This is a genomic window from Mesorhizobium sp. LSJC285A00, from assembly GCF_000503155.1.
Taxonomy (GTDB): Bacteria; Pseudomonadota; Alphaproteobacteria; order Rhizobiales; family Rhizobiaceae; genus Mesorhizobium.
In genome coordinates, this window is sequence record NZ_AYVK01000026.1 from 85,577 (window position 1) to 100,754 (window position 15,178).

Below are 15,178 nucleotides of genomic sequence, written 5' to 3' on the forward strand. Positions count from 1 at the left end.
TTTAGGCCCGCAGCCGAGCGCCTTCAGGATCGAAGAATGGCATCGGCGCCACCACCGCGCGGGTCGGCTTGCCGTCAATGTCGATGCTGAGTTCGGTCCCGATGGCGGTGAACGGCAGCCGCAAATGCGCCGTCGCCAGAACTTTGCCTAAGGAATAGCCGTGATCGCTGTAGGTGACGACGCCGGCATCCTCGCCGTCGGCGAAAACCCTGGCATCCGTCGCGGCCGGCTTGTCACCGTCGAGAATCAGCCCGGTCCAGCGTTCGTCGAGCCCCTTGCCGCGAATTGTGAGCAATGCCTCGCGGCCGATGAACTCGCCCTTGTCGAACTTGATCCAGCGATCGAGCCCGACATGGAAGGGCGTACGGCTCTCGTCCATGTCGATGCCATGCGCCGGATAGGCCTTTTCCAGCCCGAGCGTGAACATGGCCAGCACGCCGTATGGCTTCAGGCCGAAATCGCTACCGGTCCGCATCAGCGCGTCCCAGACGGAAGTGGCCTCGTCCGCCGGCACGAACAGTTCGAAGCCGAGCTCGCCGGTCACCCCGGTGCGTGAGATCAGGACTTTGGTCTCGCCGACGCGCCCTGAAGTGAACGCCCAGCGTTTCAACTCATCGAGATCGGCATCCGAAACCAGTGCTTTCAGCAGCTCGCGTGAACGCGGCCCCTGTATCGTCGGAAAGGCGACGGCCGCCGTGATGTCGGTGACATAGGCCTTTCGCGCTTCAGCATGATGTTGCAGCCAGGGCAGCATCTTCAGCCGGTTGACCGAGCCGGTCACCAGCATGAAATGCTCAGGCGCCAGCCGGAACACGGTGAGGTCGTCCATGATGCCGCCATCGTCGCGGCAGACGGTGGAATAGCGCACCTGGCCGGGGCTCATCGCGGCCGCATCGTTGACGATAACGTGGTTGACCAGCGCCTCCGCTTCCGGCCCCTTGATGTCCATCTTGCCCATGGTGCTGAGATCCTGCACGCCGACATTCTTGCGCGTGTTCAGATGCTCGTCGGCGATGCCGGAATAAGTTTTGGCCGAGACGAAGTCGCCGCCGACCCGGCCCATCGTGGCGCCGAGGCCAACGATGCTGGTGTAGAAAGGGGAGCGCCGCTCAACCAAGAAACTTCTCCGTCATCTCATGAAAACGGCAGCGCCGGGTGGCGCTGCCGAGGTCGGGTTGGCTGAGGGATTAACCCCCGTAGACGTCGAAGGCGAAGTACTTGTCGTTGATTTCCTTGTACTTGCCGTTGGCGCGCAGCGCCTCGATTGCGGCATTGAACTTGTCGGCCAGTTCCTTGTTGCCCTTTTGCAGGGCGATGCCGACGCCGGGGCCGTGAATGGCCGGATCGGCGGTCAGCGTGCCGAGCAATTTGCAGCAGGCGCCATCGGGCTTCTTCAGCCATTCGGTCAGGATGATCGAGCCGTCCATCATCGCGTCGAGCCGGCCATTGGCCATGTCGGTGCGGGCGTCGTCGCCCGTCGGATAGGCTTTCACGGTCGAGCCGGAGTATTTCTGCTCGGCGAAATTCTGGTGGATGGTTGCGCTCTGCACGCCCAGCACCTTGCCCTTCAGATCGTCCGGCGATGTGCCGGCGATGGTCGAATCCTTCGGCACGGCGATGGCCGGCGGCGTCTGGTAATATTTGTGGGTGAACTCGACCTTCTCGGCCCGTTCCGGCGTGATGGTGATGTTGATGATGGCGTCGAACTTGCCGGCCTGCAGCGCCGGAATGGAACCATCGAAATCCTGTACGGAGAATTCGCACTCGGCCTTCATCTCGGCACACAGCGCCTTGCCGAGGTCGATGTCGAAGCCGCCCAGCGTGCCGTCCGAATTGGCATAGTTGAAAGGCGGATAGGCGCCCTCGGTCCCGATCCTGAGTTTCTCGGCGGAGGCAGCACCGGTCCCAAGCAGCAGGGCGGCGGAAGCGGCAAGCACGAAACGACCGAAAAGACGCATGTTCCTGATCTCCGTTGACTAAGCAATTCCAGGGAAGGTGTTGGCGGTTTCCCGTCCGGAATTGCGCGAAAACAAGGATAGAAGTCTATGGTCTTTTGCAGGCCCCACGGAGACGGAAACGACATGCTCTGCGGCGATCACGGCGCGGCAAGCCGTCCTTCCCCAGGAATCTTACTGTGATCTAAATTACAGACCGATCATGGACATGGGCGCATGTTCAGCTGGAAGTAGACGGTCGTGGGAGGGACCTGGGGATGGACCAGCAGGAATTCGTGCAGGAAGCCGCGCAGCGGCGCATAGACGACGACATCGCCAAGCGCATCAAGGTTCACCAGGCCAACATCGAGCGGCTCGAAACCGCAAGGGAAAGCGCCGGCAATCTCGAGGCGGCCGTCGCCAACCGGCCGCTGGTGATGCTGGCGCAGGGCGATTCCTGGTTCGACTATCCGCTCACCGGCAACGGCTTTCCGTTCGTCGACACCGACGTGATCGCGCAGCTGCGCCGCATCGGCTCGATGCCGCCGACCATCCTCAACCTTGCCCATCATGGCGATGCGGCGACCGACGAGATGTCGCTGCCCAAGCAGCAGCGCATGATCGCCGCCCTGCGCAACAAGGCCAACTGGCTGGACGGCAAGCCCGATGCCATCCTGTTCTCTGCCGGTGGCAACGACATTGCCGGCGACCAGTTCTGCATCTTCCTTGACTTCAATGACGGCCACGCCCCCGGGCTGAACAAGAACCGCTTCACCAAGGCGCTCGGCATGGTCGAGGCCTGCTATCTCGATTTGTTCGCGCTGCGCGACCGCGTCGCGCCAGGCGTGCCGATCTTTGGCCATTGCTATGATTTTCCGATCCCGAACGGAGCGCATCCGTCCTGTGTCGGCCCGTGGCTGAAACCGTCGCTCGATTTCTGCAACTGGACGGTCGCCAAGGGCACGGTCATCGTTCACGACGCGCTGGCGGCGTTCCGCGATGTGGTGAAGCGCCTGGCCGACGATCCCAACAACAATTTCCATCTGGTCGACACGCAGGGAACGTTGAAGGTGGCCGACTGGGCCAACGAACTGCATCCCGATCCCGCCGGCTTCAAGAAGATCGCGCAAAAATTCGCCGATGCGCTGAAGGCCAAGCTGCAGACCTGACGCGGGCTCGGGCCTGTCGGCTGTCAGGTTCCGAACAGCTCTTTGGCTTGTTCAACGGTGTAGTAACCAAGCCTGATGTCTTCGGCGACCAGTTTCGGGTCGCGCTCACGCGGATCACCATAGCCGCCGCCCCCGGGCGTGCCGACCCTCACGCGGTCGCCGGCCTTGAGCGCGATGTCCTGTTCCTTGGACAGATGCGGCGGCACATGTGCCTCGCCGTCGCGGAACACGGTCACCGTGTTCACCGCGCCGTCCTTGCCGCCGAGCGCGCCTTGCGGGCCGAAACGGCCATGGTCCATGACGAAGGACGCGCGCGCCTCTCCTCGCAATATCTCGACCTCATAGGCGAGGCCAAAACCGCCGCGCTGCTTGCCGGCGCCGCCGGAGCCTTCGCGCAAGGCATAGTGGCGGTAGAGAACCGGAAAGGCCTGCTCCATGATCTCGACCGGCGGCGATTTCGAAATGCCGATGGTCGAGCAGCCATTGGTCAGGCCGTCATGGCCGGAATTGCCGCCATAGCCGCCGCCGGAGATCTGATACATCACATAGTCGCGGCCGCGGGCCGGATCGTTGCCGCCGAGCGCGAAATTGCCGCTGGAGCCGGCGGGCGCGGCCGTCACCTTTTCCGGCAGCGCCTGCACCATCGCCGCGAACACCGCCTCGGCGATGCGCTGCGAGACTTCAGCCGCACAGCCGGAGACGGGACGCGGGTATTTGGCGTCGAGGAACGTGCCTTCCGGCCGCTTGACGATCAGCGGCTCGAAAGCGCCGGCGCTGATCGGCACATCAGGGAAAATATGGCGCATGGCTAGATAGACCGACGACAAGGTCGTCGCCAGCACGCTGTTCATGGGCCCCGCGCATGGTTTTGACGAGCCGGTAAAGTCGAAGGTCAGCGTGTCGCCCTGCTTGTCGACGGCGAGCGCGATGGTCAGCGGCTCGTTGACCACGCCGTCCGAGTCGACAAAGGCCTTCGAACTGTATGTGCCATCGGGAATGGCGGAGATGTTGGCGCGCATCTGCTCGGCGGCGCGGCGACGCAGTTCGGCGATCGCCTCGACAACAGTTTCGTTGCCGTAACGATCGAGGATTCCATTGAGCCGGTCCTGACCGATCAGCAGTGCCGCGGCCTGCGCCCTTATATCGCCGATGCGCTGGTCGGCGACCCGGATGTTGGAGCAGATGATGGCGTAGATTTCCGTGTCCAGCACGCCCTTCTTGAACAGCTTGACCGGCGGCAGCCGCAGGCCTTCCTGCTCGACGGCTGTGGCGGAAGCGGAGAAGCCGCCCGGCACCGAGCCACCGATATCGGGCCAGTGGCCGGTATTCGATAGCCAGCAAAATATCTTGCCGTCGCGATAGACCGGCATGGCGAAGCGCACATCCATCAGATGCGTGCCGCCGAGATAGGGATCGTTGACGATATAGATGTCGCCCGGCTCAGGTGGCAGGCAGCGGCCGTCGGCGATCATCTCGATCACCGTCCTGGTCGAATACTGCATGACGCCGACGAACACCGGCAGGCCCTGGCTGCCTTGTGCGATCAGCGAGCCGTCGACGGCCGAGTAGATGCCGTCGGAGCGGTCATTGGCTTCGGCGATGACAGGCGAGAAGGCCGCGCGGGAGAAAGTGAGATCCATCTCGTCGCAGACCTGCTGGAGGGCAGCCTGCAGGACCGAAAGCGTGATGGCGTCGAGCTTTTGCATCTCAGGCCTCGCCGATATCGATGATGATGTTGCCGTCGGCGTCCGATCTTGCGCGGTCGCCGGGTTCGAGCACGGTGGTGGCGTCCATCTGTTCGAGGATCGCCGGCCCTTCGATGACGGCATCGGGCGGCAGCTTTTCGCGTGCGTATATCGGCGTATCGTGCCAGCGTCCTGCGTACCAGACAGGCCTTGTTTCGCGCAGCGCCTCGTCTAGCGTCTTTGTACGTCCGGCCGGGTCGATCAGCCGTGACAGGTCGATCGCCGGCCGCACGCCCGTCACCGACGTGTTGAGGTTGACCAGATTGGCGCGGATCTCCGGCAGCTCGACCTTGAAGCGGGCGAAATAGGCTTTTTCGAACAGCGCCTGCAACTCCTGCCTTGTCACCGATGAAGACGGCAACGGCACGTTGATGATGTGGGTCTGGCCGACAAACTGCATGTCGGCAGAGTGCGTAACGCGGATCGTTTCCGGCTTCACCGCTTCCTTGCCGATCAGTTCCTCGCCTTCCCCGCGGTGACGTTCCAGCACCTCGCGAAGCCTGGCTTCATCGAGCACGGCGACCGGCTGGTTGATCGTGTTGACGAAGTCGTGACGCAGATCGGCCACGACGCAGCCGAGCGCATTGGTGATGCCCGGACGCGCCGGCACCAGCACACGGGGCAGGCCGAGTTCGCGCGCCAGGGCGGAGGCATGCAGCGGCCCGGCGCCACCGAAGGCGAACAGCGCGAAATCGCGCGGATCATGGCCGCGCGACACCGAGACCATGCGGATGGCGCCGGCCATTTTCATGTTGCCGAGCCGCAGGATTGCACCCGCCGCCTCGACGCCGGAGAGGCCGGTGGCCTTGCCTATTCTGTTCTCGAAAATGCCGGTGACGCGCTCGACGGTGACCGGATTTTCGACCGCCAGCAGTTTTTTCGGCGCCAGCCGTCCCAGCACCAGATTGGCATCGGTGATGGTCGGCTCCAAGCCGCCGCGGCCGTAGCAGATCGGACCGGGATTGGCGCCGGCACTTTCCGGGCCGATCTGGATCAGGCCGGCCGCATCAACGCGCGCGATCGAGCCGCCGCCGGCGCCGACCGTATGCACCGCCACCATCGGCACATGGATCGGCATCGCATATTCGATCTCGATCTCGTTGGAGACCGCCGGCTCGGCGTTGCGGATCAGCGCCACATCGGTCGAGGTGCCGCCCATGTCGTAGGTGACGAGGTTTTCAAAGCCGGCGCGCTTGCCCGTATAGGCGGCGGCGATGACGCCGGAGGCCGGGCCGGACATCACGGTCTTGGCCGACTCGCGCGTGACGAAACGGGCCGAGATCATGCCGCCATTGCCGTTCATGATCAGGAAGTCGCGGGCATAGCCCTTGGCGGCCAATTCCTTGCGCAGCCGCTCGACATAACGCTCGAGGATCGGCTGCACCGAGGCGTTGACCGCGGCGGTAACGCCGCGCTCGAATTCGCGGGCTTCCGACAGCAGCGCATGGCCAGTCGTGATGTAGCCGTTCGGCCAAAGCTCGGCGGCGATTTCGGCCGCGCGCCGCTCATGTCCAGGGTTGGCGTAGGAATGCAGGAAATGGATGACGAGGGACTCGCAGCCGGCCGCGATCAGCGTCTTCACGGCGTCGCGCATCTCGGCCTCGTCGAGCGGCGTGCGCACCGCGCCGGATGCTTCGACGCGCTCCGAGACTTCGAGCCTGAGATCGCGCGGTATGATCGGAACGAAGGTGCCTGTCATGCCATAGGGCTGCGGTCGGGTCCGCCGTCCCAACTCGATCACGTCGCGAAAACCGCGTGTGGTGATCATGCCGGTTTTCGCCAGCCGGCGTTCCAGAACTGCATTGGTGGTGGTGGTCGTGCCATGCACGATGAGGTCGATGCCGTCTATGGCAAAGCCGGTGGCGCCCAGCGCTGAAACCACGCCGAACGCCTGGTTGTCGACCGTCGTCGGCGTCTTGGCGATATGCACCTTTCCGCCGTCATTTCCGTCGATCAAAATGAGGTCGGTGAAGGTTCCGCCAACATCGATGCCGGCAACGACGTGACCCAGGGAATCCGGTTGTTGCACCGAAAAATTCTCTTTCATTGTCGAAATCCGAAATGGCGGAACTACGAATATGCCGCAGTTTGGAAAGCTGTTTTAGCGTGGTATCTTGACACAAATATCGTTTGTATACTAATAAATTTGGGACACAAGAGCTCACTGCTTTGGAGTGTGTGAACGGCTCGCCGGGACCTGAATGGTCTGGGCGCGCAGGAAACGGTTTGGCGCCCGCACAGGCGTGGGCAAGACAGAGTTGGATTTGATGAACACCACATCCGCACTCAACACCGCCGGCGCCCGTCCGCTGCAGTTCCCGATTCCGGCCAACGTCTATGCCGAAACCGTCGTCTCGGTGAAGCATTACACCGACCGTCTGTTCTCGTTCCGCATCACCCGTCCGCAGTCGCTGCGCTTCCGCTCCGGCGAGTTCGTCATGATCGGGCTGCCCAATGCCGAAAAGCCGGTGTACCGCGCCTATTCGGTGGCAAGCCCGGCCTGGGACGAAGAGCTGGAATTCTTCTCGATCAAGGTGCCGGACGGCCCGCTGACCTCCGAACTGCAGAAGATCCAGGTCGGCGACACCGTCATCATGCGCCAGAAGTCGACCGGCACGCTGGTTGTCGACGCGCTGACCCCGGCAAAGCGCCTGTTCATGATCTCGACCGGCACCGGCATTGCGCCCTTCGCCAGCCTTCTGCGCGACCCCGATACCTACGAAAAATTCGATCAGGTCATCCTGACCCACACCTGCCGCGACAATGCCGAACTGACCTATGGCCAGGAACTGGTGGCCGCGCTCGAGAACGATCCCCTGATCGGCGAACTGACCGGCGGCCGCGTCACCCTCTACAATTCGACGACCCGCGAAGAGTCGGCGCGCATGGGCCGCATCACCGCGCTGATCGGCTCCGGCAAATTCTACGACGACCTCGGCATCGAGAAGCTCAATCCGGAGACGGATCGCATTATGATCTGCGGCTCGATGCATATGCTGAAGGACGTCAAGGAAATGGCCGAAAGCCTCGGCTTCCATGAGGGCTCGCTCAGCCATCCCTCGACCTTCGTCGTCGAGCGCGCTTTCGTCGGCTGACATCAGCCGGCGCCTCGGCGCCACGTCTTGAATTGACGTTTTGACCATGTGGTCAAAATTCAGCTGCTTTTGCCGCCTTTTTCCGTTATGAGCCCTTGAAGGACTCGTGAAGCATCGATTCACGGGCTATCTTCGGTGTGTGTCGCCCAAGTCCGGGAGCAACGACACGCACCACGACGTAAAATCGTCGAGCGAAAGGGCAGGAGATGAGCAGCACAATCCGCGAAGCCGATCTCGGCGGGTCCAAGGTCACGCCGCTGCCGGCGCGTGCCGCAGCCAACACGCCCGTGCCGCAAAGCCACGGTATTGCCCGCAACACCGGCATGCGGCTCGATCTCGGCTTCATGGAATCGGTGCGCTCGGTCAACCGCTCGGCGCTGGAACGCAGGGTCGCCAGCCTCACAAAGCGGCGCTCGATCAAGGCTGACAACCAGGCCGCCTGGCTGCTGCGCGCGGTCTCCTGCATGGATTTGACGACTCTGAATTCCAACGACACCGAAGAGCGGGTGCGCCGCCTATGCGCCAAGGCGATCAACCCGTTCCGCCGCGACATCGTCGAGGGGCTTGGCATCGAGGGCGAAAAAATCCGCCCGGCGGCGGTCTGCGTCTATCATCCATTCGTCGCGACGGCTGTTGATGCCGTGCGCGGCACCGGCATCCATGTCGCCGCCGTCTCCACCGCTTTCCCGCACGGCCTTGCGCCGTTGTCGACCCGCCTGCAGGAGATCGAGGCATCGGTGCGCGACGGCGCCGACGAGATCGACGTCGTCATCCCGCGCGGCCTGGTCTTCGGCGCCAAGTGGCAGGAGCTCTACAACGAGATCGTCTCGATGCGCGAAGCCTGCGGCGATGCGCATCTCAAGGTCATTCTCGGCACTGGCGACCTCGCCACGCTGCGCAATGTCATGCTGGCCTCGATGGTGGCGATGATGGCCGGCGCCGATTTCATCAAGACCTCGACCGGCAAGGAAAGCGTCAACGCCACGCTGCCCGTCGGCCTTGCCATGGTGCGCGCCATCCGAGCCTATTTCGAGGAGACCGGCTTTCTCATCGGCTTCAAGCCGGCCGGCGGCATCTCTACAGCCAAGGCTTCGCTCGACTGGCTGGTGCTGATGAAGGAGGAGCTCGGCCGGCCATGGCTGGAGCCAGAGCTGTTCCGCTTCGGCGCCTCGAGCCTGCTGACCGATATCGAGCGCCAGCTCGAGCATCATCTGACCGGGCATTATTCGGCCAACCACCGCCACGCAATGGCGTGAGGCGGGTGAAGGCCTTGAACGCCGAGTTTTTTCGCGCCCCCCTCTGTCCTCCCGGACATCTCCCCCACCTGGGGGGAGATTGGCTATCATTGACGATTTCGCCAGTCGTCGACGTTTCGGAGCCGACAGGCGCGAATGCTGATCTCCCTCCTTGTGGGGAAGATGTCCGGCAGGAAGGAGGGGGGCGCCACAGAGCGCCTGCCAAGAAGATTATCTGGAGCGCGTCATGAACATTCTCGAACGCTATCACGCCATGGAATACGGCCCGGCGCCGGAAGCCCGCACCGAGGCCGATGCCTGGCTTGCCGGACGCGATTTCGGCAAGGCGCTGTTCATCGATGGCGGCTGGAAGGCGGCCGCCAGCGGCAAGACTTTCGAGACCAGCGAACCCTCCTCCGGCAAGCTGCTGGCCAAGATCTCCGATGCCGGCGCCGCCGATATCGACGCAGCCGTCGCCGCAGCCACCAAGGCCTTACCGAAATGGTCGGCATCCTCGGGCTACCAGCGCGCAAAAGTGCTTTACGCCATTGGCCGCGCGATGCAGCGTCATCAGCGCCTGTTCGCAGTGCTTGAGTCAATCGACAACGGCAAGCCGATCCGCGAAAGCCGCGACATCGACGTGCCGCTGGCCATCCGCCATTTCATCCATCATGCCGGCTGGGCACAGGCGCTGGACAAGGATTTCCCAGGCCACAAGGGTGTCGGCGTCGTCGGCCAGATCATCCCATGGAATTTCCCGCTGCTGATGCTGGCATGGAAGATTGCGCCGGCGCTCGCCGCCGGCTGCACGGTGGTGCTGAAGCCGGCCGAGTTCACGCCGCTCACCGCCATCCTGTTTGCCGAGATCTGCGAGCGTGCCGGCGTGCCCAAGGGCGTCGTCAACATCGTCCAGGGCGGGCCGGAAGCGGGCGTCGCCATCGTCAACCATCCCGGCATCCAGAAGATCGCCTTCACCGGCTCTTCGGAGGTCGGCAAGATCATCAGGAAAGCCACGGCTGGATCGGGCAAGAAGCTGTCATTGGAGCTTGGCGGCAAATCGGCCTTCATCGTCTTCGAGGACGCCGATCTCGACAGCGCCGTCGAAGGACTGGTCGACGGCATCTGGTTCAACCAGGGCCAGATCTGCTGCGCCGGGTCACGGCTTCTGGTGCAGGAAGGCATTGCCGATGCCTTGATCGCCAAGGTCAAGGTCAGGATGAGCCGGCTTCGCGTCGGCAGCCCGCTCGACAAGAACACCGATGTCGGCCCGCTGGTCGACGCCACGCAGCTCGACCGCGTCAAGGGTCTGGTCGCCGAAGGCGCCAGGCAGGGCGCCGTCTGCTGGCAGCCCGATGCGGTGCTGCCGTCTTCCGGCTACTACCACCTGCCGACGCTCGCCACCGGTGTTTCGCCGGCAAACATACTGGCGCAGGAAGAGGTGTTCGGTCCGGTTCTGGCCACCATGACCTTCCGCAACACCGAGGAAGCGATCGAGCTTGCCAACAACACGCGCTATGGGCTGGCCGCCTCGGTGTGGAGCGAAAACATCAACCTCGCGCTGCATGTCGCTCCGCAATTGAAGGCCGGCGTCGTCTGGGTTAACGGCACCAACATGTTCGACGCCGCCTGCGGCTTCGGCGGCTATCGCGAAAGCGGCTTTGGCCGCGAGGGCGGGCGCGAGGGCATGTTCGAATATCTCTCGGCAAAACTGCCGCTCGGCCCGGTGATCAAGCCGACGGCGTCTTCGGCGCAGCCCGTCGAGCAATCGGATGGCGGCGCCATCGACCGCACGGCCAAGCTGTTCATTGGCGGCAAGCAGGTGCGTCCCGATGGAAATTACTCGGTTTATGTCGCCACTGCCAGGGGCAAGCTGGCCGGCGAAGTCGGTCTCGGCAGCCGCAAGGACATCCGCGACGCCGTTGCCGCCGCCCGCGCCTGCAAAGCGTGGCCGGAGGCGACCGCCTACAATCGCTCCCAGGTGCTATATTATCTCGCCGAAAATCTGTCCGGCCGTGCCGGCGAGTTTACCGCACGCTTGACCGAACTGACCGGCGCCAACGCCAAGGCCGCGCGGGAGGAAGTGGAACAATCGATCGAGCGCCTGTTCCTCTATGCCGGCCTTGCCGACAAGTATGAGGGCAGGGTGCATCAGCCACCGGCCCGCGCCGTCACGCTCGCTTTGCACGAGCCGGTCGGCGTCGTCGGCATCGTCGCCCCGGACAGCGCGCCGCTGCTCGGCTTGATCTCCCTGATCGCACCTGCGCTTGCCATGGGCAACACGGTAGTGGCCGTGCCGTCGGAAAAATACCCGCTGCTTGCCACCGATCTCTACCAGGTGATCGAATATTCCGACGTTCCGGCAGGCGCCATCAACATCGTCACCGGCCGCACGGCGGAGCTTGCCGGCGTGCTGGCCAAGCATGACGATGTCGACGGGCTCTGGCTGTTTGCCGATGCCGACACTTGCGCCAAGGCGGAGGCCGATTCCGTCGGCAATCTCAAGCGCGTCTGGACCGGCAACGGCAGCAGCCTCGACTGGGCGTCCGACGAGGCCGCCGGCGATGCCCTGCTGCGCCGCGCCGTCGAAGTGAAGAACGTCTGGGTGCCATACGGCGACTAATGCCGCCTGAAGCGCGCTGTGCTTGAGTGAACCATGGCAGCGTGACTCGTTGTCCGGTTGTCATACATGTTGTTGCATCAGAGCAAGCGATGTGCATTACATCAGCCGTCGCGAAGGTGATCGCGTTCGGGCTTGACGCTTGGACATGTGTTCTTTAACCAGAAAAAACATTTGTTATGGACTGATGGATTGTGCAGGGCCGCATAGTCGCGCCTGTCTGGCACGGGACGCCCCAGTCAGCCGGCAGTAAATCGGGCCGAGCAGTGGCCAAAGAGGGCGAGGAGAAACGCATGGCGGATCTAGCAGGCAAGGTCGTTGTCGTCACCGCGGCGGCACAAGGCATCGGCAGAGCGAGCGCATTGGCCTTCGCCAAGGCAGGTGCCATCGTGCACGCCACCGACATCAACGAGGCGCTGCTGGCCGAACTCGCCAAGACCTCCGGCATCAAGACCCGCAAGCTCGACGTTCTCAACGACGATGCGGTGGCATCCGGCTTCGCCGAAATCGGCCGCGTCGACGTGCTGTTCAACTGCGCCGGCTTCGTCCATTCCGGGTCCATCCTCGAGATGAAGGACGCCGATCTCGATTTCGCCTTCAACCTCAATGTCCGCGCCATGATCCGCACCATTCGGGCCGTACTGCCCGGCATGCTGGAGCGCGGCGATGGCTCGATCATCAACATGTCGTCCGTCGCCGGCGCCGGCAAGGGTGTGCCCAACCGCTTCGCCTACGGCGTCACCAAGGCGGCCGTGATCGGTCTCACCAAGGCGATTGCCGCGGACTATGTCGCCAAGGGCATTCGCTGCAACGCCATCTGCCCCGGCACCGTCGAGAGCCCGTCGCTACAGGACCGCATGCATGCGCAGGGCGATTACGAGGCGGCCCGCGCGGCCTTCATTGCCCGCCAGCCGATGGGCCGTCTCGGCACGCCCGAGGAAATCGCCGACCTTGCCGTCTACCTCGCCGGCGCCACGTACACCTCAGGCCAGGCCTATAATATCGACGGCGGCTGGTCGATCTGAGCAATAGCCTCGATCCGCAGGTCCAGGCTCGAACAGTTCTAAAGTCCGGCTTGCCCTAGGTCGGGTCCGATAGCCAGAGTCCACCCAGTCATCGCTTGGCGGAACGAGTTTTGAAAACGGCCTTGGGCCGCAATTTGGAGAGCAAGATGAAACTGCTGCGCTATGGCGAGATAGGGAGCGAACGCCCCGGCCTGCTCGATGCGGATGGAACGATCCGCGATCTTTCGGGTCATGTCACCGACATTGCCGGCAAGGCGCTCGATCCGGCGTCGCTCGAGACATTGTCGAAGCTCGATCCGAACTCGCTGCCAGCGGTTTCCGGCAAGCCGCGCCTCGGCGCCTGCGTCGCCGGCACGGGCAAGTTCATCTGCATCGGCCTGAATTATTCCGACCATGCCGCCGAAACCGGCGCCACCGTGCCGCCGGAGCCGATCATCTTCATGAAGGCAAGCTCGGCCATTGTCGGTCCCGACGATGACGTGCTGATCCCGCGCGGTTCGGAAAAGACCGACTGGGAGGTTGAACTCGCCGTGGTCATCGGCAGAAAAGCCAAATATGTCAGCGAAGCCGAGGCGCTGGATTATGTCGCCGGCTATGCCGTTGCCCATGACGTGTCCGAGCGAGCCTTCCAGGCCGAGCGCCAGGGCCAGTGGACCAAGGGCAAGAGCTGCGACACGTTCGGTCCGACCGGGCCGTGGCTTGTCACCAAGGACGAGGTTGCCGATCCGCAGAACCTCAAAATGTGGCTGACGGTCAACGGCAAGACGATGCAGAACGGCTCGACCAGGACCATGGTCTACGGCGTCGCCTATCTCGTTTCCTATCTCAGCCAGTTCATGTCGCTGCATCCTGGCGACATCATCTCCACCGGCACCCCGCCCGGCGTTGGGCTGGGCATGAAGCCGCCGGTGTTCTTGAAGGCTGGCGATGTGGTGGAACTGGGCATCGAGGGGCTCGGCCAGCAGAAGCAGACCTTCAAGGCGGATGTTTAGCCATCTCTTCTCTTGAGCGTTTCACCGTTTGGCGGCGAAACGCTCAATCTCTTTGTTTCCCCGGCGGCTGGCGCCTCTTGTCAGCGCCAGCCGAGAGCCGGCGCGACGTGCTTCAGGATCGCCTCGATGACGTGGGCGTTGTACTCGACGCCGAGCTGGTTGGGGACGGTCAGAAGCAGCGTGTCGGCCTCGGCGATCGCTTCGTCCTCTTTCAGCTGATCGATCAGCACATCGGGCTCCGCGGCATAGGAGCGGCCGAAGACGGCAAGCTTCTCAGGCTCGATATAGCCGAAATGATCTTCGCTGCTGCCGCCGCCGAAATAGGCGCGGTCGCGGTCGTTCACTAGCGCAAAGATGCTGCGGCTGACCGACACGCGCGGCTCGCGCGCATGGCCGGCCTCCTTCCACGCCGCGCGATAAGCGCGGATCTGTTCGGCCTGCTGGATGTGGAGCGGCTGGCCGCTCTCATCGAACTTCAGCGTTGAACTTTGCAGGTTCATGCCGAGCTTGCCCGCCCATTCGGCGGTGGCGTTGGTAGCGGCGCCCCACCAGATCCGGTCGCGCAGGCCGGCCGAGAACGGCTCGAGCCGCAGCATTCCCGGAGGATTGGGGAACATCGGCCGCGGATTGGGTTGCGCGAAACCTTCGCCGCGCAGCACGTCCAGGAACACCTCGGCATGGTTGCGCGCCATGTCGGCATCGCTTTTGCCGTCCTGCGGCACGTAGCCGAAGTAGCGCCAGCCGTCGATCACCTGCTCCGGCGAACCGCGGCTGATGCCAAGCTGCAGCCGGCCACCGGCGATCAGGTCGGCAGCACCCGCATCCTCGGCCATATACAGCGGATTCTCATAGCGCATGTCGATGACGGCGGTGCCGATCTCGATGCGGCTGGTGCGGGCGCCGACCGCGGCCAGAAGCGGAAATGGCGAAGCGAGCTGGCGGGCAAAATGATGGACGCGGAAATAGGCGCCGTCCGCGCCCAGCTCCTCGGCGGCGACGGCCAGGTCGATCGACTGCAGCAGCGCGTCGGAAGCCGAGCGCGTCTGCGATTGCGACGAGGGCGACCAATGGCCGAAAGAAAGAAGGCCGATCTTCTTCATGCGCGCATCCTGTTCTTTGATTCCAGTTGCCTACTTCGTCGCCCACGCGATCGGGTTCAATCGACACTCACACAACGCAGTGTCAATGCCGCCGGCCCTTGACGGTTTCGCGACGATACCCATCGGTGCGCAAAGGACCAAGGCCATGGTCCCCGGCGATGCCTTGCGCGACCGCGTCAGCATCTGCCGCGGCGCTTTTGGGGCCAAATGAACCAACCAAAGGCGATGTACCGCAAACTCCATTCGCTTCAGAGCCCGGTTTTGAA

11 protein-coding genes are annotated in these 15,178 nt (G+C 63.5%); 6 read left to right on the forward strand and 5 right to left on the reverse strand.

What is annotated here, in order from left to right; genetic code table 11:
• Position 1: 1 nt before the first annotated feature.
• Both X726_RS148595 and X726_RS148590 read right to left on the reverse strand, forming a co-directional pair.
• The gene (locus X726_RS148595) at positions 2-1,117 is read right to left on the reverse strand and encodes an aminomethyltransferase family protein (protein ID WP_023671295.1); all 1,116 of its coding nucleotides are present in this window, start codon (positions 1,115-1,117) and stop codon (positions 2-4) included.
• A 70-nt stretch (positions 1,118-1,187) separates the two neighbouring features.
• Complete coding sequence (locus X726_RS148590; RefSeq protein WP_023671296.1) at positions 1,188-1,958, reverse strand: ABC transporter substrate-binding protein; 771 nt, start codon at positions 1,956-1,958, stop codon at positions 1,188-1,190.
• Positions 1,959-2,212: 254 nt separating this feature from the next.
• On the opposite strand from X726_RS148590, the gene X726_RS148585 reads away from it, so the two are divergent.
• Positions 2,213-3,103 carry an SGNH/GDSL hydrolase family protein gene (locus tag X726_RS148585; protein WP_023671297.1) on the forward strand — a complete coding sequence of 297 codons (891 nt, stop codon included), beginning with the start codon at positions 2,213-2,215 and terminating at the stop codon, positions 3,101-3,103.
• Positions 3,104-3,126: 23 nt separating this feature from the next.
• Here the strand turns inward: X726_RS148585 and X726_RS148580 are convergent, their stop codons facing one another.
• A complete protein-coding gene (locus X726_RS148580) occupies positions 3,127-4,809 on the reverse strand; it encodes a hydantoinase B/oxoprolinase family protein (protein WP_023671298.1) in 1,683 nt (560 codons plus the stop codon).
• A gap of 1 nt (position 4,810) precedes the next feature.
• On the reverse strand, positions 4,811-6,895 hold the full coding sequence (locus tag X726_RS148575) for a hydantoinase/oxoprolinase family protein (RefSeq protein WP_023671299.1): 2,085 nt from the start codon (positions 6,893-6,895) through the stop codon (positions 4,811-4,813).
• Positions 6,896-7,115: 220 nt separating this feature from the next.
• Here X726_RS148575 and X726_RS148570 point away from each other — a divergent pair, with 220 nt between their 5' ends.
• The 5 genes from X726_RS148570 (at position 7,116) to X726_RS148550 (ending at position 13,812) form a co-directional block, all read left to right on the forward strand.
• Positions 7,116-7,943: a ferredoxin--NADP reductase gene (locus X726_RS148570; RefSeq protein ID WP_023671300.1), complete on the forward strand. Its 828-nt coding sequence runs from the start codon at positions 7,116-7,118 to the stop codon at positions 7,941-7,943.
• Positions 7,944-8,149: 206 nt separating this feature from the next.
• A complete protein-coding gene (deoC, locus tag X726_RS148565; protein ID WP_023671301.1) occupies positions 8,150-9,199 on the forward strand; it encodes a deoxyribose-phosphate aldolase in 1,050 nt (349 codons plus the stop codon).
• Between the two features lie 226 nt (positions 9,200-9,425).
• Positions 9,426-11,798, forward strand: coding sequence for an aldehyde dehydrogenase family protein (locus X726_RS148560; RefSeq protein ID WP_023671302.1), 2,373 nt, complete (start codon positions 9,426-9,428; stop codon positions 11,796-11,798).
• A gap of 290 nt (positions 11,799-12,088) precedes the next feature.
• Positions 12,089-12,820: an SDR family oxidoreductase gene (locus X726_RS148555; protein ID WP_023671303.1), complete on the forward strand. Its 732-nt coding sequence runs from the start codon at positions 12,089-12,091 to the stop codon at positions 12,818-12,820.
• A gap of 146 nt (positions 12,821-12,966) precedes the next feature.
• The gene (locus X726_RS148550; protein ID WP_023671304.1) at positions 12,967-13,812 is read left to right on the forward strand and encodes a fumarylacetoacetate hydrolase family protein; all 846 of its coding nucleotides are present in this window, start codon (positions 12,967-12,969) and stop codon (positions 13,810-13,812) included.
• Between the two features lie 80 nt (positions 13,813-13,892).
• On the opposite strand, the gene X726_RS148545 is transcribed toward X726_RS148550, so the two are convergent.
• The gene (locus X726_RS148545) at positions 13,893-14,912 is read right to left on the reverse strand and encodes an LLM class flavin-dependent oxidoreductase (RefSeq protein WP_023671305.1); all 1,020 of its coding nucleotides are present in this window, start codon (positions 14,910-14,912) and stop codon (positions 13,893-13,895) included.
• Positions 14,913-15,178: the final 266 nt, after the last annotated feature.

Bases quoted from the DNA above. Each gene is read 5' to 3' on its own strand.
- X726_RS148555 (WP_023671303.1), top strand. From the start codon at position 12,089: ATGGCGGATCTAGCAGGCAAGGTCGTTGTCGTCACCGCGGCGGCACAA.
- X726_RS148575 (WP_023671299.1), bottom strand. From the start codon at position 6,895: ATGAAAGAGAATTTTTCGGTGCAACAACCGGATTCCCTGGGTCACGTC.
- X726_RS148570 (WP_023671300.1), top strand. From the start codon at position 7,116: ATGAACACCACATCCGCACTCAACACCGCCGGCGCCCGTCCGCTGCAG.
- X726_RS148590 (WP_023671296.1), bottom strand. From the start codon at position 1,958: ATGCGTCTTTTCGGTCGTTTCGTGCTTGCCGCTTCCGCCGCCCTGCTG.
- X726_RS148545 (WP_023671305.1), bottom strand. From the start codon at position 14,912: ATGAAGAAGATCGGCCTTCTTTCTTTCGGCCATTGGTCGCCCTCGTCG.
- deoC (WP_023671301.1), top strand. From the start codon at position 8,150: ATGAGCAGCACAATCCGCGAAGCCGATCTCGGCGGGTCCAAGGTCACG.
- X726_RS148585 (WP_023671297.1), top strand. From the start codon at position 2,213: ATGGACCAGCAGGAATTCGTGCAGGAAGCCGCGCAGCGGCGCATAGAC.
- X726_RS148580 (WP_023671298.1), bottom strand. From the start codon at position 4,809: ATGCAAAAGCTCGACGCCATCACGCTTTCGGTCCTGCAGGCTGCCCTC.
- X726_RS148560 (WP_023671302.1), top strand. From the start codon at position 9,426: ATGAACATTCTCGAACGCTATCACGCCATGGAATACGGCCCGGCGCCG.
- X726_RS148550 (WP_023671304.1), top strand. From the start codon at position 12,967: ATGAAACTGCTGCGCTATGGCGAGATAGGGAGCGAACGCCCCGGCCTG.